The following is a 22020-nucleotide window of genomic DNA, read 5'->3' as shown; positions in this document are numbered from 1 at the left end:
TCCGTCCTCACCAACCCGCCGAGTCGCCACGGGAGACCGTGCGCTTACCCATGGCCTCCCGCACCATTTCCAGCAGCTGACGGGCCCGGTCCGCGTAAAACTTCTCAAAGTCGGCCTCGTGCAGGGTCGCCGGTTCGATCAGGTGGGTGGCCAGCACATCGTCGAACCACTCAGGGCGCATCCCCGCATCCAGCGCCAGAGCCGGCACATAGGAGGCGGGGGAACCCACCACGCCTTTGCTCGCCCGAAGAGACAGCGGCGTCTTGTTGACGATCGAGTCCGCCCAGGAGCCGGAACCCGGTGCCTCATGCTCCACCCACTTCTTGGGGAAGACCTGCTGCACGTCGACATTCATTTCGGACATCCGCACGGGGTCGATCGGCGCCTCGGTGAAGTACCAGTCGACCGCCCCCTGCTTGATCAACAGTGCGTAGATACCCTTGTACGCAGCGCTGTTGCGGGTTTTCAGGGTATCGAGCCGCTCCTCGAGGAAGGCCGCCTCCACCACTGTGTCGGGAGACTCGGCTTCAAGATCGCCGCGGATCCAGGCGGTCAGCTGCTCCACATCCCGGGTGAAGCGGCTCTCGGTCGAACCGCCGTACATCTCGCCGAGCACCCCGCACCAGAACCAGCGGGTGATCCGGTCCCGAGCAGCCTCGGTGTCCGTCTCCTCACCGAGCATCGCCCGCACCGCCGCGAGCGGCACCAGCTGCGTCCGATAGGGGAGGTCCGCCGCGCGGACGATGCACTGCTCGCGCAGAAACTTGCCCACCCAGGCGAACGCGGAGGTCAGTCGGGGCGCGAGACGCAGGAAGTCCTTCAGGGGTAGATTCAGCAGATCACGGCGCTTGCACCCGACGCCGCTTCGCCTGCCGTCCCGCTTCTCCTCCCAGGTGAGCACCAGCGCGACCGCCTGCAAGAAGTCACTGCTGCTCAGTCCGTCCTCGACCCCGGCGTCCAGTCGGCCGAACACTGGGTAGGCGGTGGTCAGGGTGCTCTTGATCTCCTGCCACGTGTCCGGGAGCCGGAAGTAGTCACCACTTTCGGCGACGTACTCCTTGTTCCCGGCGTAGGTCGCCGTCAGGAGTTCGAAGACATTGAGCGGTACGCCTCCGGTGTTCACTCGCTCGAACACGGCGCAGACCGCGTCCATGGTGGTGTCCGCGTCCAACTTGATCATCGGAACCTGGAACGACTGCATCCGGTGCAGCACAGCTTCCTGGAAGCGCGTCCACGTCTCCCAGTTCCTCTCGTCGACGCGGACGAACTGCCGCTGCCAGGCGCTGACCTGATCAACGTCGAACACCAAATGCAGCGGGAAGTGGCTAAAAGCGCACTCCTGCTCGGTGGTGGAAAGGTCGAGAACCGGTCTACGGGAGAACGGCGACCGCAGGATCTTGTCCTCGGGCACCGAAACGATCGCCTCGTCCCGGTCCGCCGGCGGCCCCACGGCCTTGGCGATGTCTACGTAGTACCAGCGCTCCAGTTCCTTTCCGCGCCCATCGACGGTCTCGACCGGCTGGTCGCGGTAAAGGGCCTGGAAGAGAGAGGTGAGGCGCTGCTGTCCGTCCAGCAGGAGCCAGTCGGGCTCCCGGTCACCGGAGGATTCAGCACCCTTCAAAGTGCGCGCCTTGAAGGGAGACTTCTGCTTGGTCTCCAGCGCCATGACCACACCCAGCGGGTAGTCGAGCGTCACCGTCGCGAGCAGAGCGCGAATGCGCTCGTCATCCCACTTCCAGTCGCGTTGGAAATCCGGCAGCTGAAGCACCCCGGAGGACACCTGCTCCAGTACCTGGCTGAGTTTCAGACTGTCGAGCGCCACGTATTTTCTTCTCCGCCTTGACCTGACCCGTTATCCGGTGCGCCGCCGAGGAGCGCAACTTCTCATTGCAGCAACGGGTTCGCGAGGCAGTCAAGGGCACCTCAATGCAGGGGGCCGGGAACCTCCATATTCAGCCAGAGACCTCTTCTCCGTGCCGGGCCGTCGCCATGGGCGCGGAGGAGGCCGCACGCCCGCCTGCCGACCGATCACCGCTACGGCACGCGCACCGGAATGCGAAACTGGCCCGGTGAGCAATGACAGCCCTGACCGCCCCGGCCCCAACGGCCAAGCTCCCGTCAGCGCGGCACGACGCCGGACCGTCATCGACGCGCTACGACGTGGCGCGGTCCCCGAGGCAGGGCTCGATCTCCTCGCGACGGGTCTGGACCGCTTCGAAGGTGCACTCACCGCCGAACTGGACGCGGTGGCGTCAGGGGCGTCCGTCTTCAAAGCGGTCCGGGGAGAGTACGGGTCCGGCAAGACCTTCTTCACCCGCTGGTTGGGGGAACGGGCCAAGCGGCGCGGTTTCGCCGTCGCCGAGATCCAGGTGTCCGAGACGGAGACCCCGCTGCACCGGCTGGAGACCGTCTACCGGAGGCTGACCGAACGCCTGACCACGGCGAGCTTCCCCCCCAGCGCGCTGCGCTCGGTGGTGGACGCCTGGTTCTACGCGCTGGAGGACGACGCCCTCGCCGACGGAACGGGCGAGGATGCCCTGCCCGGCGAGGTCGAACGGCTGCTGACCTCCCGCCTGGCCGACGTCTCCCGGCACGCCCCGTCCTTCTCCGCCGCACTACGCGGTTACCGGGCGGCGCTGGCCGCGGGCGACGAGGCCGTGGCCGCAGCAGTCATGGCCTGGCTGGGCGGCCAGCCCCATGTGGCCGCGGCGGCACGGCGGGCGGCTGGGGTCCGAGGCGACTTGGACCACTTCGGGGCGCTGGGTTTCCTGCAGGGGCTGCTCACCGTGCTGCGCGACGCGGGACACCCGGGGCTGTTCGTCGTCCTGGACGAGGTGGAGACCCTGCAGCGGGTGCGCTCGGATGCCCGCGACAAGGCACTCAACGCCCTGCGACAACTGATCGACGAGGTGCACTCGGGGCGGTTCCCCGGGCTCTACTTGATGATCACCGGAACGCCCGCGTTCTACGACGGCAGGCAGGGTGTCCAACGGCTCGCACCGCTGGCACAACGACTCGCGACCGACTTCACCACCGACTCCCGTTTCGACAACCCGCGCGCCGCACAGCTTCGGCTCCCCGGTTTCGCCCGCGCCTCGCTGGTGCGCCTCGGCTGCACCATCCGCGACCTGTATGCGGACGGCTCCGAACACGGCGCCCGTATCCGGGCGGTCGCCGACGACGCCTATATCGCCGACCTCGCCACTGCTGTGGGCGGGGCACTTGGCGACAGAGTCGGCATCGCACCCCGGCTGTTCCTGAAGAAGCTGGTGGGCGACGTACTCGACCGCGTCGACCAGTTCGATGACTTCGATCCGCGCACGCACTACGCGCTCACCGTGGACACGGCCGAGCTGACCGAAGTCGAACGCAACGCCGCCGTCGGGACCGCGAACGAGGTACCCCTGGATCTTCCGTGACTCATACCGCAGCACCGGACGATGATCCCCTGGATCTGCTGGCCCCGGGCCTGGTCCACCACATCGTGAACACCCTGCGATGGCCGGGGCTCAGGCCACTGCAGGAGCAGGCCATCGCCCCACTTGCCGATGGCGCCGATGCCCTACTGCTCGCACCCACCGCAGGCGGCAAGACGGAAGCGGCCTGCTTCCCGCTGCTCTCCCGGATGGTGGAAGAGAACTGGCACGGCACCTCGGTGCTGTACGTCTGCCCGCTCAAGGCGCTGCTCAACAATTTGCTCCCCCGGGTGGAGACGTACACCTCCTGGCTGGGCCGGACCGCGGCGCTCTGGCACGGAGATGTCACCCAGCCGCGCCGCAAGCGGATACTGCGGGAGCGCCCAGACGTCCTGCTGACCACTCCCGAGTCACTGGAGGCGATGCTGGTCAGCGTGAACGTCGACCATCGGGTGTTTTTCTCCGGGTTGCGGAGTGTGGTCGTCGACGAGGTGCACGCGTTTGCCGGAGACGACCGGGGATGGCATCTGCTTGCCGTGCTGGAACGCCTCGAGCGGGTTGCTGGACGGCCGGTGCAACGTGTGGGGCTGTCCGCCACCGTGGGCAACCCTCATCAACTCCTTGAATGGTTGCAGGGAGCGAGCGCCGGGAAGCGGCAGAAGCACGTAGTCGCCCCACAGCTAACGGCTGACACGGCACCGAGTCGGCCACCATCCGGTGATGTGCAACTCGACTACGTGGGGTCGCTCGCCAACGCCGCAACCGTCATCGCCGCGCTGCACCGGGGCGAGAAACGCCTCGTCTTCTGCGAGGCCAGACGGGACGTCGAGGAACTCGGCCAGGCTCTGCGCGCCCGGAATGTCACTACGTTCCTCTCTCATGCTTCGCTGTCCCTGGACGAACGGCACCGCGCTGAGGAGGCGTTCGCCGAGGCTCGGGACTGTGTGATCGTCTCGACCAGCACACTGGAGCTCGGCATCGACGTGGGCGACCTCGACCGGGTCATCCAGATCAACGCCCCCAACACCGTCGCCTCCTTTCTCCAACGCATCGGCCGAACCGGACGGCGTGCAGCCTCCGAGCGCAACTGCCTCTTCCTGGCCACGGACCAGCCTGGGCTGCTGTCCGCCGCCGCGCTGCTGCTGTTGTGGTCGCGGGGCTGGGTCGAGCCGGTGGTCGCCCCGCCCGAACCACGGCACATCGTTGCCCAGCAACTCCTCGCGTTGTGCCTCCAGGAACACCGTGTCGGCGACCGGTTGTGGCAGGAGTGGTGGGGCGGTCTCGGACCATTCGGCCCTGCCGCCCAGCCGATCCTGCGGCACCTGGTCAATGAGGGGTTCGTGGAGCGGGACGGCGAGCTGATGTTCATCGGACCACAAGCCGAACAGCGCTTCGGACACCGACACTTTATGGACCTCACCGCCGTCTTCACGGCCGCTCCCGAGTTCACGGTGCTATCCGGCCGCAAAGAGATCGGCACGACCGACCCCTCACTACTCACAGAGAAGGTCGCCGGACCGCGCAGGCTGCTGCTCGCCGGACGCAGCTGGCATGTCACGTACACCGACTGGTCCAGGCGCCGCTGCTTCGTCGAGCCAGTAGACAGCGGCGGCAAGGCCCGCTGGGGTGGTGGCCTCGGCCGAGGCACGTCGTACGAGCTGACGCGTGCCGTACGCGAAGTCCTCCTCGGTGCCACCCCGCCCGTGACCCTCACCCGGCGAGCGGAGTCAGCACTCGAAGTCGCGCGGAACGACGGGGCCGATACCGTCCACCCCGGCGGCACACTCGTCACCCGCAGCGAACGGGACACCAACGTGCGCTGGTGGACCTGGGCCGGCCACCGCGCCAACGCCACGCTGGCCGCCACCTTGAGTTCCGTGGCCGACCCACTTCAGCGGCCCTCGGACACCCATATACGGCTGCATGACGATCTGACGCCACACGACTGGGAACTGGCCGTCACCGAGGGAACGGCGCATCTGTGCCTGCCGTCGGTGGATTCGCGGGCCCTGAACGGGCTGAAGTTCAGCGCGGCGCTGCCCACACGACTCGCCGAGGCAACGCTCGGCGCACGACTCGCCGACCTGGAGGGAGCAGCCACTGTGCTGGACGAGCCCGTGCGGTGGGAGCGCCTGCATCGAGGGTAAGAGCGAGCGACGCTTCGCGATGACAGATCGGCATCGGGGACTTGACCGCGACTCCGAACGGAGACGCGCCGATCCGCTTCTTACCAGTGGTGAACAAGGAGCGTCACGCCTGAAAGCAATCAGTCGAGCCAAAACCGTGCCCAGCACACGGCGGGGACGTGCACTCACGGCCCCCATGGCGATCAACGATCATGCATTGGGAATCCTCAACCGCCCCTGACACACGCAAAAGCCCAGGTCACACAGCGTGTGACCTGGGCTTTCATCTGAGCCGCCTAAGGGAATCGAACCCTTGACCTACGCATTACGAGTGCGTCGCTCTGGCCGACTGAGCTAAGGCGGCGGGTGCGTGCGACCAGTCTGTGGGCCGCTGCGGCGACAAGTCTACAGGGTTTGTGGGGGTGGTCGGGACGGGGGCCGGGGTCAGTGGCAGGTGGTGCCGTTCTTGGGGGGCTTGCCCTGGACGAGGTAGGAGGTGACGGCGGAGTCGACGCAGTCGCTGCCGCGCAGGTAGGCGGTGTGGCCGTCGCCCTCGTAGGTGACCAGGCGGGCCGAGGAGAGCTGGCCTGCCAGGCCCTGGGCCCAGCGGTAGGGGGTGGCCGGGTCGCGGGTGGTGCCGACGACGACGATCGGGTCGGCGCCCTTGGCGGCGATCCGGTGCGGTTCGCCCGTGGGCTTCACCGGCCACTCCGCGCAGTTCAGCGCCGCCCAGGCGAAGTTGCGGCCGAAGACCGGGCTGGCCTTCTCGAAGGAGGGGACCGCCTTGCGGGCCGCGGCCGCGTCGGAGAAGGCGGGGGGTGCGTCGAGGCAGTTGACGGCCGGGTTGGCGTACATGATGTTGCTGTACTCGCCGTCGGGGCCGCGCTCGTAGTAGTCGTCGGAGAGGGCCAGGAGCGGTGCTCCGTCACCCTTCTTGCCGGCCGCCAGTGCCTCGCGCAGCTGGGGCCAGGAGCCCTCGTCGTACATGGCGCGGATCACACCCGTGGTGGCCAGGGACTCGGTCAGCGGGCGCGAGGAGCCGGTCTTGAGGGGCTTGCGGTCGACCTTCTCGAAGAAGTCGCCCAGCTCTTCTCCCGCCTCGCCGACACTGCCGGTGCCCAGGGGGCAGTCGGACTGGCCGACGCAGTCCTTGGCGAAGGCCTTGAACGCCGTCTCGAAGCCGGCGGTCTGTTCCTTGTTGACGCGGCGCGCGGACAGCGACGGGTCCATGGCGCCGTCCAGCACCAGGCGGCCGGAGCGCTGCGGGAACAGGCCCGCGTAGGTGGCGCCCAGGTAGGTGCCGTAGGAGGCTCCGACGTAGTTGAGCTTCTTGTCGCCGAGCACGCCGCGCAGGACGTCCATGTCGCGGGCGGCCTCCGTCGTCGAGACGTGGCCCAGCAGCTTGCCCGAGCGCTTCTCGCAGCCCTTGGCGAAGCGCTCGTAGGCGGCGGTGAGCGCGTCGGTCTCCTTCTCGGAGTCCGGGGTCTGGTCGACGCGCGTGTAGGAGTCCATCTGCTTGTCGCTCAGGCATTCGACCGGCTCGCTGTGGCCGACGCCGCGCGGGTCCATGCCGACCAGCGTGTAGTGGTCGCGCACCTTCGGCGGGTACGCGAGGCCCGCCGCCTGCTGCACGTAGTCGATCGCCGAGCCGCCAGGGCCGCCCGGGTTGACGTGCAGCGACCCGCCCTTCGGCTTGCCCCCGCCCTGCGGCTTCGAACGGGTGACGGCCAGGCGCACGCTGTGCCCGGTGTCGTCGGGACCGTCGCCGGGTTCGTCGTAGTCCAGCGGCACGCGCAGCGACGCGCACTCGAAGCCTTCCATTCCGCAGTTGCGCCACGACAGCTTCTGGTCGTAGTACGGGCGCAGGTTGTCCGGAATCGACTCCGAGAGCGGCTTGAGTGGCGGCGCTTCGGCACCCGCGTGCGCGCCGGAGGGGTCGGAACCCGGGCTGTCGGAGCCGTCCTCGGACGAGCAGCCCGCCAGCATCAGCGCCGTCACCGCCAGGACGGCCGCGGCCACACGACGGGGTCCCCGCGCGGTACGGGCTCGGGGGCCTGGTGGCTGCTGACTCATCGGGCATCCCTCCGCTGGCGGCACGTCCCCGCGAGCCTACCCACTGTGCTGTCGTGCCGTCCGCCCGCCGGGCCGACCAGGCGCGTCAGCCCCTGGCCCGCCAGGAGGCCGACGCGCCGGCCCTGACGCCGTCAGCCCGCTGCGCGCCGCCCCTGACGCCGTCAGCCCGCTCGCAGTGCCATCGTCATCGCCTCGACCGCCAGCAGGGGCGCCACGTTGCGGTCGAGCGCCCGGCGGCACTCCAGTACCGCATCGATACGGCGCAGCGTCTGCTCCGGACGCGAGGTGGTGACGAGCCGTTCGACGGGCGCCGAGGGATCGTCGTGCGCCAGGGCAACCGCGGAGCCCAACTGGCGGGCCAGCACGTCGCGGTAGAAAGCCGTCAGATCCGTGAGCGCCAGGTCGAGGGAGTCGCGCTGGGTCCGGGTCGCACGCCGCTTCTGCTTGTCCTCCAGCTCCTTCATCGCACCCGCCGTGCCGCGCGGCAGCCGCTTGCCCTCCGCGGCGCCGAGTGCGGTGCGCAGCTCCTCGGTCTCCTTGGCGTCCAGCTCCTCCGCCACCTGTTTGGCGTCCTCGGCGGCGGCGTCGAGCAGCTCCTGCGCGGCCCGCAGCGCGCTGCCCACGTCCTCGACGCGGGCCGGCAGTTTCAGTACCGACTGGCGCCGGGCGCGGGCCCGCTCGTCCGTGGCCAGCCGCAGCGCACGGTCGATGTGGCCCTGGGTGGCCCGTGCGGCGAACCTGGCCGTGTCCGGGTCGATGCCGTCCCGCCGCATCAGCAGGTCCGCGACCGCGTCCACCGGGGGTGTGCGCAGCGCCAGGTGGCGGCAGCGGGACCGGATCGTCGGCAGCACGTCCTCGGTCGACGGCGCGCACAGCAGCCACACCGTGCGCGGCGCGGGCTCCTCGACGGCCTTCAGCAGGACGTTGCCTGCGCCCTCGGTGAGGCGGTCGGCGTCCTCCAGGACGATCACCTGCCAGCGGCCGCCCGCCGGCGACATCTGTGCCTCCCGCACCAGCGCGCGGGTCTCCTTCACGCCGATGGACAGCAGATCCGTACGGACGAAGGTCACGTCCGCGTGGGTGCCGACCATCGTCGTGTGGCAGCCCTCGCAGAAACCGCACCCCGGGCTGCCGCCCAGCGCCCTGTCCGGGCTGACGCACTGGAGCGCCCCCGCGAACGCGCGAGCCGCCTGCGGGCGGCCCGCGCCCGGCGGTCCTGTGAAGAGCCAGGCGTGGGTCATCGCGGACCCTGAGAGGCCGGCAGAACCGCCCTCCGCGGCCTCCGCCGTCACGTACGCGTCGGCGTCCCGTGCGGCAGCCGTCAGCTGCCCCACCGCCCTGTCCTGTCCGACCAGGTCGTCCCACACCGCCATACGGACCATTGTCCCGGATGCCGGTGACACCCGGGCACCGTCCACCGTCACGCCGCGGGGTGGCCCCGCCGGCTCCCGCAGCGCCGCGCTGTCGGACGGCGGTCCGGGTTCAGCGCGCCGCGGGAGCCGGCGGCAGCGTCACCGGCGGCGCTGGTGGCCGTCTGTCTCCTGGTCGTTCTCGTCCTGGTCGTCGTGCGGACCCAGGAGCTTGTCCGCCAGCGTGGGGGCGTCGTCCATGGGGGTGTCCTCCGCCCAGGAGGGGCGCGGGCGGCCGTTCTCCTCGACCTGGGGAAGTTCGCGCGTACGGTCCTCCTCCGCGTCCTCGGAGACCTTCGGCAGCACCGTCGTCTCGTCCTCGGAGACCTTCGGCAGCACCGTCGTCTCGTCCTCGGAGACCTTCGGCAGCACCGTCGTCTCGTCCTCCGCGGGAGGCGCCGCCGCGGGGCGCGGCAGCTGCGCCGTGTCCTCGGCGTCCGGCTGCGCGGCGGAGGGTTCGCCCCGGTCGGACACCTGCGGAATCTGTGCGGTGTCGGCCTCGGAGCCGTCAGGCGCGGAAGCGGGCTGTACCGGGGTCGTCGCGGTCGTCTCGTCGTCGGACTCGGCCGCACTGTCCGTGTCCGAGGCCGAGGCCGATGCCGTGTCCGAGGCCGATGACGAGGCCGACTCCGCCTTGGCCGCGGCCTTCGCCTTGGCCTCCGCTTCCGCCTCGGCGTCCGCCTTCGCCTTGGCCTGCGCCTTGGCGGCGGCCTCCGCTTCCGCGGCGCGGCGCGTCTCCTCCGCCCGCAGCAAGGCCTCCTCCGCCTTGCGCTGGCGCTCGCGGCGACGCTCCTCCGCCTCGGCGCGGAGCCGCTTCTCCTCCTCGGCGCGCTTACGCAGCCGCTCCTGTTCCTCCTCGTAGGCGCGCTGTTCGGCCTCGCGGCGCTCGCGCTCCTCCTCGGCGATGCGGCGGGCCTCCTCGGCCTGCTTGCGTGCCTCCTCGGCGCGCCGCGCCTCCTCGCGCTGGCGTTCCAGTTCGGCCTCGCGGCGCTTGCGCTCCTCCTCCTCGCGGCGCAGCTTCTCCAGTTGTTCCTTGCGCTCGCGCTCCTTGCGCTCCTCTTCCGCCTTGCGGCGGGCCTCTTCCTCGGCCTTCCTGCGGGCTTCCTCCTCGGCGCGCTTGCGCGCCTCCTCCTGGGCCTTCTTCTCGGCTTCGGAGAGCGGAAGCACCTGGTCGAGACGGTGGCGGATGACCGTCGTGACGGCCTCGGGCTCCTGTCCGGCGTCGACGACGAGGTAGCGGGCGGGGTCGGCCGCGGCCAGGGTGAGGAAACCGGAGCGCACCCGCTGGTGGAACTCGGCCGGTTCGGACTCCAGCCGGTCGGGAGCCTCGGTGAAGCGTTCCCGTGCCGTCTCGGGTGCGATGTCGAGCAGCGCGGTCAGGTGCGGCACCAGGCCCTCGGTGGCCCAGCGGGAGATGCGGGCGATCTCGGTCGGCGACAGGTCGCGCCCCGCGCCCTGGTAGGCGACGGAGGAGTCGACGTACCGGTCGGAGATGACCACGGCGCCGCGCTCCAGCGCGGGGCGGACGACGGTGGCGATGTGCTCGGCGCGGTCCGCCGCGTACAGCAGTGCCTCCGCGCGGTGCGAGAGCCCGGAGGAGGAGACGTCCAGCAGGATCGAGCGCAGTCGCTTGCCGACGGGTGTGGAGCCGGGCTCCTTGGTGACGACGACCTCGTGGCCCTTCGCCCTGATCCACTCGGCCAGCGCCTCGACCTGGGTGGACTTGCCGGCGCCGTCACCGCCCTCCAGGACGAGGAAGAAGCCGTCGGCCGCGGGCGCCTGCCGGGGACGGCCGCCGCCGAACGCCTGCACGAGGTCGCGGCGCAGCGGTACGCCCTGCCGGTCGTCGGTCCGTCCCAGCAGGATCGCGCCGACGGGCAGCAGCAGCGCGCCGACGAGCATCAGGGTGAACGAGGCGCCGCCGTGGTCGAAGACGAAGGCGCCGTCCTCCACCCGGTGCGGCCCGATGAGCGCGGCCACGACGGGCGCGATCAGGGCGCACAGCGCGAGCGACAGCCGTACGACGGCCTGCAGGTGCTCGGTGGTGCGGGTGCGGCGGACGTCCTCGGTCTCCTGGTCGAGCAGGGTGTGCAGGGTGTTGGCCGCGATGCCGCCGCCCAGCCCGGCGAGCAGCGCCAGGCCGATGACGGTCGCGGTGTCGGAGACCAGCCCGGCCGCGAGGAGCGCGACACCGGTCAGACCGGTGACGAGCGCGAGCAGGCGGCGGCGGGAGAGCGAGGGCAGTGTGTGCGGCGCGAGCCGGATGCCGGCGGCGGTGCCACCGGTCAGCATCAGTGCCAGCAGCCCGAACGCGACGGGCCCGCCGCCCAGGTCGGCGGCGTGCAGCGGAGCGAGCGCGACCGCCGCGGCGATCGCCCCGCTGACGGCGGCGCCCGCGAGGACGAGCAGCGGCACGGCGCCCGTACGGCCCTTGTCGGTACCCGATCCGGTGCTGGGCCTGCGCAGCCCCTCCAGCGGGGAGCGGGGGCGCGGGGTGCGGGTGTCCGGGAGTTCGAGGAAGTAGCCGATGGCCGCCGCGGCGGCGAACAGGCCCGCCGCCACGTACGAGGCGAGCGCGGCCTGGTGCGAGCCGAACCAGTCGATGCCCGTGCCGAGCAGGTTGCTGACGAGCGTGACGACCACCAGCCCGGCGGCCGCCAGCGGCAGGGCCACGAAGCCGGTGCGCAGCCACAGGCGGCGCAGCGCGTCGTGGTGGTCGGGCAGCGGCCGCACGGCCGCGCCCTCCAGGGGCGCCGCCGGCAGGAGGGCCGGGGCCGCGCTGTCCCGCGTCACGGTGGACAGCCGCTCGGCCGTGCCCGCCACGAAGACGGTGATCAGCAGGATGAGGAAGGCGTTGCCTGGCGTCCAGTCGATCCACAGCGGCGCGATGACCAGCGCGATCGCCCGCAGGACGTCGGCACCGAACAGCGTCCAGCGCCGGTCGAGGACCTTCTTCGGCGCGCCGTCCTTCTTCGGCGCGCCGTCCTTCTTCGGCGCGTCACCGTCCTGCTTCGGCGCGCCCTTGTCCGGCGCTGCCCCGGCGGTGTCCTTGTCAGCGGAGTCCGCAGCCCCGTCCGGCCCTGCCGCGCGCTTGGCGCCGCCCTTGCCGGCGACGCCGCTCACCAGCGCGGAGACGGGGCCCAGCAGGACGGCGCCGAACAGCAGCGTGGACAGCAGCCGCAGCCCGAAGACGACCGCGACGACGAACGCCATGCCGCGGTATCCGCCGCCGAAGACCGGGTCTCCCGCGACGCCGCGCACGGCCGCCGCCTGCATCGCCAACAACAGCAGCACCAGAAGGCCCAGCATGTCGCCGATCCCACTGGTGAACTGCGCCGTCCACAGCCGCCTCAGCGGCGGGAAACGCAACAGCGCGGTCACGGCGCCCTCGCGGGATTCCGCGGCGAGGGAGTCGTCCGGAGCGGTTGGGGGCGAAGACATCATCCCGCCAGCGTATAGGGAGGGCGCCGCCAACCGGATGCGTACCCGAACATCCGTGTGAACCCCGGCCGGCTCCCCGAATGCCTCCCCGCGCCCTACTCCTCGGTGGACGCCTTCTTCGCGGCGCCCTTCGAAGCGGCGCCCTTGGAAGTGGCGGCCTTGGAAGTGGCGGCCTTCTTGGTCGCCGTCTTCTTCGTCGCCGTCTTCTTGGCAGCGGCCGTCTTGGTCGCTGTCTTGGCCGCCGTCTTCTTCGCGGTCGTCTTCTTCGCGGCGGACTTCTTCGCGGTCGTCTTCTTCGCCGAGGACTTCTTGGCCGGGCCCTTCGCCCGCTTCTCCGCCAGCAGCTCGAAGCCCCGCTCCGGGGTGATCGACTCGACCTCGTCGTCCCGCCGCAGCGTCGCGTTGGTCTCGCCGTCGGTCACGTACGGGCCGAAGCGGCCGTCCTTGACCACGACGGGGCGCTCCGTGGTCGGATCGTTGCCCAGCTCCTTCAGCGGCGGCTTGGCCGCCGCACGGCCGCGCTGCTTGGGCTTGGAGTAGATCTCCAGCGCCTGCTCCAGCGTGATCGTGAAGATCTGCTCCTCGCTCTCCAGCGAGCGCGAGTCCGTCCCCTTCTTCATGTAGGGGCCGTACCGGCCGTTCTGGGCGGTGATCTCATTGCCCGACTCCGGATCCACACCGACGACCCGGGGCAGCGACAGCAGCCTGAGCGCCTGCTCCAGCGTGACCGTGTCCAGCGTCATGGAGCGCAAGAGCGAGGCGGTGCGCGGCTTGACCGCGTTCTTGCCGGTCTTCGGCGTGCCCTCGGGCAGCACCTCGGTGACGTAGGGGCCGTAGCGGCCGTCGCGGGCGACGACGGGCCGGCCCGTCTCCGGGTCCGTGCCGAGTTCGAAGTCGCCACTGGGCTTGGCCAGCAGCTCCTTGGCGTACTCGACGGTCAGCTCGTCCGGCGGCAGGTCGTCGGGCACGTCGGCGCGCTGGCCCGGCTCGCCCTCCTGCTGGCTGGGGCCCTCCACGTACGGGCCGTAGCGGCCCACCCGCAGGGTGATGCCCTCCCCGACGGGGAAGGAGGAGACGCCCTTGGCGTCGATGGCGCCCAGGTCGGAGACCAGCTCCTTGAGGCCGCCGAGGTGGTCGCCGTCGCCGTTGCCCGCTGCGGCGGCCTCGCCGGTGGCCGTGGCGGACTGGCCGTCCCCGCCGTCGCTTCCCTCACCGAAGTAGAAACGCCGCAGCCACGGGATCGCCTCCGCGTTCCCGGCGGCGATACGGTCGAGGTCGTCCTCCATCCTGGCGGTGAAGTCGTAGTCGACCAGCCGGCCGAAGTGCTTTTCCAGGAGCCCGACGACGGCGAAGCTCAGGAAGGACGGCACCAGCGCGGTGCCCTTCTTGAAGACGTAGCGCCGGTCCAGAATCGTGCTGATGATCGAGGCGTAGGTGGAGGGGCGGCCGATCTCGCGCTCCTCCAGCTCCTTGACGAGCGTGGCCTCCGTGTAGCGGGCCGGCGGCTTGGTGGCGTGGCCGTCCACCGACATCTCCTCGGCGCGCAGCGGGTCGCCCTCGGACACCTGGGGCAGCCGCCGCTCACGGTCGTCGAGCTCTGCGTTGGGGTCGTCGGCGCCCTCGACGTAGGCCTTGAGGAACCCGTGGAAGGTGATGATCTTGCCGGTGGCGCTGAACTCGGCGTCCCGCCCGTCGGCCGAGCGGCCGCCGACCTTGACGGTGACGGACTGCCCCACGGCGTCCTTCATCTGGGAGGCGACGGTCCGCTTCCAGATCAGCTCGTACAGCTTGAACTGGTCACCGGTCAGACCCGTCTCCGCAGGCGTGCGGAAGCGGTCCCCCGAGGGGCGGATCGCCTCGTGCGCCTCCTGCGCGTTCTTGACCTTGCCCGCGTAGGTGCGCGGCTTGTCCGGCAGGTAGTCGGCGCCGTACAGCTGGGTGACCTGGGCGCGCGCCGCGGACACCGCGGTGTCGGAGAGCGTGATGGAGTCCGTACGCATGTACGTGATGAAGCCGTTCTCGTACAGCTTCTGCGCCACCTGCATCGTCGACTTCGCGCCGAAGCCCAGCTTGCGGCTCGCCTCCTGCTGGAGGGTGGTCGTACGGAAAGGCGCGTACGGCGAGCGGCGGTAGGGCTTGGACTCCACGGAACGGACCGAGAAGTCCGTGTCCTCCAGCGCCGCGGCCAGGGCGCGCGCGCCCTGCTCGTCCAGGTGCAGCACCGCGGCCGGGTCCTTGAGCTGCCCGTCCGAGCCGAAGTCGCGGCCCTGGGCGACACGGCGGCCGTCCACGGTCGTCAGCCGGGCACCGAACGTCCCCGGATCCCCGGCCGCGCCGCGGCCCGCTCCCGTCGAGGCATCCCCCGCCTGCCCCGCCGCGAACGTGCCGGTCAGATCCCAGTACTCGGCGGAACGGAACGCCATGCGCTCCCGCTCCCGCTCGACGACCAGCCGGGTGGCCACGGACTGCACGCGGCCCGCCGACAGCCGCGGCATGACCTTCTTCCACAGCACCGGAGAGACCTCGTACCCGTACAACCGGTCGAGGATCCGCCGCGTCTCCTGCGCGTCCACCAGCCGCTGGTTGAGCGCGCGCGGATTGCGGACGGCGTTCTGGATCGCGTCCTTGGTGATCTCGTGGAAGACCATCCGCTTGACCGGGACCTTCGGCTTGAGCACCTCTTGCAGATGCCAGGCGATGGCCTCGCCCTCGCGGTCCTCGTCAGTGGCGAGGTAGAGCTCGTCGGAGTCGGCCAGCAGCTCCTTGAGCTTCTTGACCTGGTCCTTCTTGTCGCTGTTGACGACGTAGAGGGGTTCGAAGTCGTGGTCGACGTTGACACCGAGCCGGGCCCAGGGCTCACCCTTGTACTTCGCGGGAACCTCGGCCGCACCGCCGGGGAGGTCACGGATGTGCCCGACGCTGGCCTCGACGACGTAGCCAGGGCCGAGATAGCCCTTGATCGTCTTGGCCTTGGCAGGCGACTCGACGATCACGAGTCGGCGCCCGCCGTTTGCTGTCTCGTGGGTCGGGGACAACTTCTGCTCTTCTCTCCGGTCGGCTGCTATCTGTATCGCATCGGTATCGCTGCGGAGTGTGACGGTACCTCCCGCCCCCATGTCAAACGGGAAAAGTCGGCAACGCCACTCGAACGGTAACCCGACAACCAGCCGTGGCGCCGCCCGACGGCTCTGGCAACATGTCGGGGGCACATCACCAGGTACCGCTCGACCTCGGAGGTCTTGTGTCCAATCCCAACCAGCCCGGTTACGGCTATCCCCAGCAGCCGGGCCAGAACCCCTACAACCAGCCGCCGGGACAGCCGGGAGCGCCCGGCTACGGCTACCCGCAGCAGCAGCCGATGGCCCCCATGCCAGGCCAGTACACCGGCGACCCGAACGCCCCGTACGGCTACGACCCGTACGGACGGCCGCTCTCGCACAAGTCGAAGATCGTCGCCGGCGTGCTCCAGCTGTTTGTCGGCTACCTCGGCATCGGTCGTTTCTACGTCGGCAATGTCGGTGTCGGCATAGCCCAGATCCTCACCGCCGGTGGCTGCGGAATCTGGGCGCTCATCGACGGGATCATCTTCCTGACCAGCGACAACCGCACCGACAGCGAAGGCCGCATTCTGCGTGGTTGATGCTGTCGGCGGCCCGGGGAGAGGGCTGCGCGACACGAGGGGAGGCGCCGGCCGCATGGCGAACACCAACGTCCCTGATGCTGTGGGCCGACTCCGCACCGTCCTCTCCCACCCGGCTGCCCCGCCGCTGGTCACGGCGGCGGCGGGCCTCGCCGGAGCCTGCTGCCTGTGGGGCGTCGACCCCCACGAGCCCGGCTCCTGGCTGCCGCGCTGTCCCCTCAACTGGGCAACCGGATTGCTCTGCCCCACCTGCGGGGCCACACGCATGGCCTACGACCTGCTCCACGGCGACATCATCGCGGCACTGCACGACAACGCGGCGCTTCTCACTGTCGGCCTCCCCGCCGCCGCCTTCTTCTACGGCCGCTGGCTTTACGAGGGGTTCCGGAACCGCCGTTACCGGATCCGTCTGAGCACCCCCATGAAAGTGGCGGCCGTCGCCTTCGCCGTCGCCTGGGAAGTGGCTCGCAACCTGCTGTGAGTCGGTCGCCCGCTCACGCCCGCGCGCAGGGCCTCAGTCCGCGACCGGTGTCACAAAGCCCCGCTCCACCAGCAGCCGCAGCGACTCCGGCGTACGGGCACGCAGTTCGCCCACGTCCTCTCCGAGCAACTCTCCGATGGCCTCCAGGATGCGTCCGGCGCTCAGCGAACCGTCGCACACCCCTGCGAACCCGGCGCCCACCGTGTCCACCGTCATCGCGCGCCGCATCCCGCGGTTCTGCCGCAGCACCACGTACTGCGGGTCCTCCGCGCCCGGCTCACCGATCTCCTCCTGCACGACCTCGTCCGCGAGCACGTACCGGTGCTCCAGCAGCGCCGCGTCATCCGTGAGGCGCAGGAAGTCCTGCCGTGCGAAGTGCGCGCGAATCGCCTCGCCCAGCGGCTGCTCGACCGGGTGCGGCCACTCCTCGGCCAGCACCGAGGGCCGCTCGGCGTCGCTGCGGCGCAGCGTGATCCAGCCGAACCCGACAGCCTGCGTGCCGCGCGCCGCGAACTCCTCCAGCCAGGCGTCGTAGCGCTCCTCGTACGCGGCCGGATCAGCGCGGTGATCGCCCGCGTCCCGCAGCCACAGCTCCGCGTACTGCGTGACGTCCTGCGTCTCCCGCTGCACGATCCACGCGTCGCACCCCGGCGGCACCCACGCCGCCACGCGCTCCCGCCAGTCCTGGCCCGCACGGTGCTCCCAGTTGGCCAGCAGCTGGCAGTAGCCGCCCGGGGCCAGATGTCCGGCCGCCTGCTCGACGAGAGACCGGCACAGGTCGTCACCCGCCATGCCGCCGTCCCGGTAGGTCAGGCGGGCGCCCGGAGAGATCACGAACGGCGGGTTGGAGACGATCAGGTCGTACGGCTCCGCGTCCGCCACCGGCTCGAACAGCGACCCCTGGCGCACCTCCGGCTCGGGTACACCCGACAGCGCCAGCGTCAGGCGGGCGAAACGCAGCGCGCGCGGGTTGAGGTCGGTGGCGGTGACGTGGGAGGCGAAGCGGGCGGCGTGCAGCGCCTGGATCCCCGAACCGGTCCCCAGGTCGAGCGCCCTGGCGACGGGGGCGGTCACCATGAGCCCGGCCAGCGTGGTCGAGGCACCGCCCACGCCCAGGACGACGTCCTGGGCGGACTCCGCCGAGGCACTCACGCCACCGGCCCCGCCCACCGCGCAGCCCAGGTCGCTGACGACCCACCAGTCCTCGCCGTCCGGGCCGCTGTAGGGGCGTACGTCCACGGTGGCGCGGACGTGCTCCGCCGGGCCCGGCTCCGGGCCCGTGACCCGCTCCAGCCACCGGTCGGCCAGCACCTCGTCCAACGGCAGTACGGCCCCGGCACGTTCGCGCGAGACGGACCGCTGGAGCAGGAACAGCCGTACCAGGGTCTCCAGCGGCTCCCCACCGCGCGTGGCGCGGAGTGCCGGAACGGTCTCACCCCGGGCGAGAGCCGCGTAGGCGGGGGCGCCCAGCAGATCGAGCAGCCCATCGGCGGTGAACCCGGCCGCGGACAGCGCCTCCCGCAGCGTTCGGGTGCTCTCGGGCGTGGGCTCGGGCAGTGCGTCAGTTCTCACCCGCGCCATTCTCCTTCGCATACACCCGCACCCACGACCGGCCCCGCCCGGAACGGACCACCAACCACCCCCACCGCCCCCACCGGGCGACGAGCAGCGCGGGACGGACCGTCAACCACTCTCAACGGACGGCGGACAGCGCGGAACGGACCGCCGACCGCCCCCACCGGGCGACGAGCAGCGCGGGACGGGCGGCGCGTCCTCCGACCGGGACGGCGGGCCGTCCGGGAGGGGCCGCGGACCGTCCCGGACGGCCCGCGGGGCGTCCGGGACGCGGTGGCGGCGCGCGCCGCCACCCGCACCGCGCGCGCCGCCACCCGCACCGCGGGCCGGGCGGTCCGGCTCACTTGTCGGTCACGCCGGTCTTCTTGCAGCTCTCCTGGTTGGCCATCGCCTTGCCCACGTCGCCGGTCGACAGCTTGTGCAGCGCCTCGTCACCACGCTGCCCGAGCGTCTTGAGCTTGGCGGCCACGCTGTCGAGCCCCTCGTCGAACTTGTCGCCGGTGGGGAGCTTGTCGACGGAGGTCTGGAGGTCGTTGTACTGGCCGGCGATGCCGTTGAGCTCCTTGATGGCGTTCTTCTGCATCTTCTCGCCGTCGTCGACGGGCGGGGCGCCCGCGTTCTTGACCGCCCGCGCCATGGCCTTGTACGCGTCGGAAACCTTCTTGAAGCCGGCCGAGTCGGCTTTCTTGACCTCTTCGGGGGACTTGTCCGCCTGGGAGGCTTCCGCGATGGCGGCATTGGCCTGCCTGACCTTCGTCAACTGCGGCTGGAGGTCGTCGCAGACGCTCTTGGCCCACTCGTCCGTCTTGCCGCTGTCGTCACTGCAGCCGGTCAGCGCGAGTACGAGTACGGCGCCGCCGGACAGTGCCGCCGTGAGCTTCTTGTTCACCGGATCGGTCCCTTCATGGCTGTTCGGCCCGGAACATACACGCCACGGAGGGAGTGGCGGCGAGCCGGAAGACCCCTATGTCTACTATTGCAGCCGTTTGCACCAACGGGGGTCTGCGACATCACGGACACGCACGGGCCCACAGGGCCGCGTGAAGCCGGTCCGGCGGCGCTGAGACGAAACACACACAAGGGCGGACGGGACACCAACGCGTCCCGCCCGCCCTTCGGTTGAGTCGCCGCTAGGAGGCGGCCACCGGATCCACCGGATCCGAGGGCTTCGCCGACCGGTCGCTGTTGTCCTCCTCACCCACGGCGATACCGCGCCGCTTGGAGAGGTAGACGGTGCCCACGACGACGGCCACCGCGACCGCGGCCACGACGACGCGGGCGCCCGCGCTCTTGTCCGCGCCGTAGCTGAACTTCACCACGGCGGGCGCGATCAGCAGGGCCACCAGGTTCATGACCTTCAGCAGGGGGTTGATCGCCGGACCCGCGGTGTCCTTGAAGGGGTCGCCGACCGTGTCACCGATGATGGTCGCCTCGTGCGCCTCGCTGCCCTTGCCGCCGTGGTGACCGTCCTCCACCAGCTTCTTGGCGTTGTCCCAGGCACCCCCGGAGTTCGCGAGGAAGACGGCCATCAGGGTGCCGGCGCCGATCGCGCCGGCCAGGAACGCCGCCAGCGCACCGACACCGAAGGTGAAGCCCACCAGGATGGGGGCCATCACCGCCAGCAGCCCCGGCGTCGTCAGCTCGCGCAGCGCGTCCTTGGTGCAGATGTCCACGACACGGCCGTACTCCGGCGTCTGCGAGTAGTCCATGATGCCGGGCTTCTCACGGAACTGCCGCCGGACCTCGAAGACGACCGAACCTGCCGAACGGGAGACCGCGTTGATGGCGAGCCCCGAGAAGAGGAAGACCACCGCGGCACCGAACATCAGCCCGACCAGCGTGCTGGGCTGCGCGATGTCCACCAGCTCCAGCATCTTGCCCGCGTTCTGGTCCGCCTCGGTCAGCGCCTTGCCCAGCTCGGTGCGGTACGAGCCGAAGAGCGCCGCCGCGGCGAGCACCGCCGTGGCGATGGCGATGCCCTTGGTGATCGCCTTGGTGGTGTTGCCCACCGCGTCCAGGTCGGTCAGCACCTGCGCCCCGGCGCCCTCGACGTCACCGGACATCTCGGCGATGCCCTGCGCGTTGTCGGAGACGGGACCGAAGGTGTCCATGGCCACGATCACCCCGACCGTGGTCAGCAGCCCCGTACCCGCCAGCGCTACGGCGAACAGCGCCAGCATCACCGTTCCACCGCCCAGCAGGAAGGCGCCGTAGACGCTCAGCCCGATCAACAGGGCCGTGTAGACGGCCGATTCGAGGCCGATGGAGATGCCCGAGAGCACCACCGTCGCGGGACCCGTCAGCGACGTCCTGCCGATGTCCCGAACGGGCTTGCGGGTGGTCTCGGTGAAGTAGCCGGTCAGCTGCTGGATGAGGGCGGCCAGCACGATGCCGATCGCCACGGCCACGATGGCCAGCACCCGCGGGTCGCCGCTGTGGCCGAGGATCTCGTTCGCGTCGTCCCCCGAGACGCCCTTGAGATCCGCGTAGCTGGAGGGCAGGTACACGAACGCGGCGATGGCCACCAGCGCCAGCGAGATCACCGCGGAGATGAAGAAGCCGCGGTTGATCGCCGTCATGCCGCTGCGGTCGGAGCGGCGCGGCGCCACGGCGAACACGCCGATCATCGCGGTGAGCACCCCGATGGCGGGAACGAGCAGCGGGAAGACCAGCCCGTCGTTGCCGAAGACGGCGGTGCCCAGGATCAGCGCGGCCACCAGCGTCACCGCGTAGCTCTCGAACAGGTCGGCCGCCATGCCGGCGCAGTCGCCGACGTTGTCGCCCACGTTGTCCGCGATGGTGGCGGCGTTGCGCGGGTCGTCCTCGGGGATGCCCTGCTCGACCTTGCCGACGAGGTCGGCGCCGACGTCCGCCGCCTTGGTGAAAATGCCGCCGCCGACCCGCATGAACATCGCGATCAGCGCGGCACCGAGCCCGAAGCCCTCCAGCACCTTGGGCGCGTCGGCCGCGTAGACCAGCACCACACACGCGGCGCCCAGCAGACCGAGGCCTACGGTGAACATTCCGACGACGCCACCGGTACGGAAAGCGATCTTCATGGCCTTGTGCGAGACGGCCGTGAGATCGACCGGAATTTCTCCCGGATCGCCCTTCGCCGCCGAGCTCACCGCCGACGCCGGTGCCCCCGAGGGGGTGACCGGAGTCGCCTCACGCGCCGCAGCGGCCACGCGCACATTGCTGCGCACCGCGAGCCACATACCGATATAGCCGGTCGCCGCCGAGAAAGCCGCACCGACCAGGAAGAACAACGAACGGCCGATTCGCTGTTTCATATCATCGGCCGGCAACAGCATGAGCAGGAAGAAGACGACCACCGCGAAGACCCCGAGGGTGCGCAGCTGCCGCGCCAGGTAGGCGTTCGCCCCCTCCTGCACGGCCGAGGCGATCTTCTTCATGCTGTCGGTGCCCTCGCCCGCGGCGAGCACTTGTCGTACCAACACCAGAGCGACGCCGAGCGCTGCGAGCGCGACAACCGCGATCACGATCGCGAGTCCCCGGTTGCCACTTGTCAGCTCTGCGGCGTCAGCGAGGTGCTGGGGGTGGTGAAGTGGGCTGAGTTGCCCCGCCATTCGTCCTCCTTGACGTTTGGCACATGGGCGCGCGCAAGCACGCTCAGGCGTCCTGCTGCAAAGATGTGGACGGATTGTAGGGAGCGCCACTAGATCAAAACAGAGCGCAGCAGCGGGAATTCGCTGGGAACGGCGAAGATCAGCCGCGTACGGGCCGGTCAATTCGCTCGCATGAGGGAATGAGCAAATTCAACTGACGCCCGGAAATTGATCTATCGAGTGACGGGAAAAAGCCGCGCTGACTCGTTTAGACCCTGGTCAGTGGCGGT

12 protein-coding genes and 1 tRNA gene are annotated in these 22020 nt (G+C 70.4%); 4 read left to right on the top strand and 9 right to left on the bottom strand.

The features are described 5' to 3' along the window. Positions 1–7: 7 nt before the first annotated feature. Positions 8–1822 carry a GmrSD restriction endonuclease domain-containing protein gene (locus tag MMF93_RS18275; protein WP_242752936.1) on the bottom strand — a complete coding sequence of 605 codons (1815 nt, stop codon included), beginning with the start codon at positions 1820–1822 and terminating at the stop codon, positions 8–10. Between the two features lie 247 nt (positions 1823–2069). Between MMF93_RS18275 and brxD the strand changes: the two genes are divergently transcribed. Both brxD and MMF93_RS18265 read left to right on the top strand, forming a co-directional pair. After that, positions 2070–3419, top strand: coding sequence for a BREX system ATP-binding protein BrxD (gene brxD / locus MMF93_RS18270; RefSeq protein ID WP_242752935.1), 1350 nt, complete (start codon positions 2070–2072; stop codon positions 3417–3419). A 65-nt stretch (positions 3420–3484) separates the two neighbouring features. Continuing rightward, the gene (locus MMF93_RS18265; RefSeq protein ID WP_341483284.1) at positions 3485–5563 is read left to right on the top strand and encodes a DEAD/DEAH box helicase; all 2079 of its coding nucleotides are present in this window, start codon (positions 3485–3487) and stop codon (positions 5561–5563) included. Positions 5564–5832: 269 nt separating this feature from the next. Here the strand turns inward: MMF93_RS18265 and MMF93_RS18260 are convergent. The 5 genes from MMF93_RS18260 to topA form a co-directional block, all read right to left on the bottom strand. Then, a tRNA-Thr gene (locus MMF93_RS18260) sits at positions 5833–5906 on the bottom strand. A gap of 80 nt (positions 5907–5986) precedes the next feature. After that, a complete protein-coding gene (locus MMF93_RS18255) occupies positions 5987–7615 on the bottom strand; it encodes an alpha/beta hydrolase (RefSeq protein WP_423835468.1) in 1629 nt (542 codons plus the stop codon). A 161-nt stretch (positions 7616–7776) separates the two neighbouring features. After that, positions 7777–8988: a DNA polymerase III subunit delta' gene (locus tag MMF93_RS18250; RefSeq protein WP_242752931.1), complete on the bottom strand. Its 1212-nt coding sequence runs from the start codon at positions 8986–8988 to the stop codon at positions 7777–7779. Between the two features lie 138 nt (positions 8989–9126). After that, complete coding sequence (gene tmk / locus MMF93_RS18245; protein WP_242757640.1) at positions 9127–12465, bottom strand: dTMP kinase; 3339 nt, start codon at positions 12463–12465, stop codon at positions 9127–9129. A gap of 95 nt (positions 12466–12560) precedes the next feature. Next, positions 12561–15500, bottom strand: a complete 2940-nt coding sequence (gene topA, locus MMF93_RS18240; RefSeq protein ID WP_242752918.1) for a type I DNA topoisomerase — start codon at positions 15498–15500, stop codon at positions 12561–12563. Positions 15501–15706: 206 nt separating this feature from the next. On the opposite strand from topA, the gene MMF93_RS18235 reads away from it, so the two are divergent. Together MMF93_RS18235 and MMF93_RS18230 are read left to right on the top strand one after the other, a co-directional pair. Further along, positions 15707–16105 (top strand): TM2 domain-containing protein, encoded by a 399-nt coding sequence (locus tag MMF93_RS18235; RefSeq protein WP_242752916.1) that lies wholly within the window; start codon positions 15707–15709, stop codon positions 16103–16105. Positions 16106–16160: 55 nt separating this feature from the next. Continuing rightward, on the top strand, positions 16161–16586 hold the full coding sequence (locus MMF93_RS18230; protein WP_242752914.1) for a DUF2752 domain-containing protein: 426 nt from the start codon (positions 16161–16163) through the stop codon (positions 16584–16586). A gap of 33 nt (positions 16587–16619) precedes the next feature. On the opposite strand, the gene MMF93_RS18225 is transcribed toward MMF93_RS18230, so the two are convergent. From MMF93_RS18225 to MMF93_RS18215, 3 genes are all read right to left on the bottom strand, one after another. After that, positions 16620–18167, bottom strand: a complete 1548-nt coding sequence (locus tag MMF93_RS18225; RefSeq protein WP_242752912.1) for a DUF7059 domain-containing protein — start codon at positions 18165–18167, stop codon at positions 16620–16622. A 334-nt stretch (positions 18168–18501) separates the two neighbouring features. Then, a complete protein-coding gene (locus MMF93_RS18220; protein WP_242752910.1) occupies positions 18502–19050 on the bottom strand; it encodes a small secreted protein in 549 nt (182 codons plus the stop codon). Between the two features lie 241 nt (positions 19051–19291). Continuing rightward, a complete protein-coding gene (locus tag MMF93_RS18215; RefSeq protein ID WP_242752908.1) occupies positions 19292–21751 on the bottom strand; it encodes a sodium-translocating pyrophosphatase in 2460 nt (819 codons plus the stop codon). Between the last annotated feature and the right edge of the window lie 269 nt (positions 21752–22020).

It is taken from the genome of Streptomyces tubbatahanensis (assembly GCF_022699385.1).
In the GTDB taxonomy this organism is placed as follows: domain Bacteria; phylum Actinomycetota; class Actinomycetes; order Streptomycetales; family Streptomycetaceae; genus Streptomyces; species Streptomyces diacarni.
This window is presented reverse-complemented; position numbering and strand designations above follow the sequence as displayed.

Excerpts from the sequence above, each read along its gene's own strand:
- MMF93_RS18255 (WP_423835468.1), bottom strand. The coding sequence starts at position 7,615 with ATGAGTCAGCAGCCACCAGGCCCCCGAGCCCGTACCGCGCGGGGACCC.
- MMF93_RS18250 (WP_242752931.1), bottom strand. The coding sequence starts at position 8,988 with ATGGCGGTGTGGGACGACCTGGTCGGACAGGACAGGGCGGTGGGGCAG.
- tmk (WP_242757640.1), bottom strand. The coding sequence starts at position 12,465 with ATGTCTTCGCCCCCAACCGCTCCGGACGACTCCCTCGCCGCGGAATCC.
- MMF93_RS18230 (WP_242752914.1), top strand. The coding sequence starts at position 16,161 with ATGGCGAACACCAACGTCCCTGATGCTGTGGGCCGACTCCGCACCGTC.
- MMF93_RS18225 (WP_242752912.1), bottom strand. The coding sequence starts at position 18,167 with ATGGCGCGGGTGAGAACTGACGCACTGCCCGAGCCCACGCCCGAGAGC.
- MMF93_RS18215 (WP_242752908.1), bottom strand. The coding sequence starts at position 21,751 with ATGGCGGGGCAACTCAGCCCACTTCACCACCCCCAGCACCTCGCTGAC.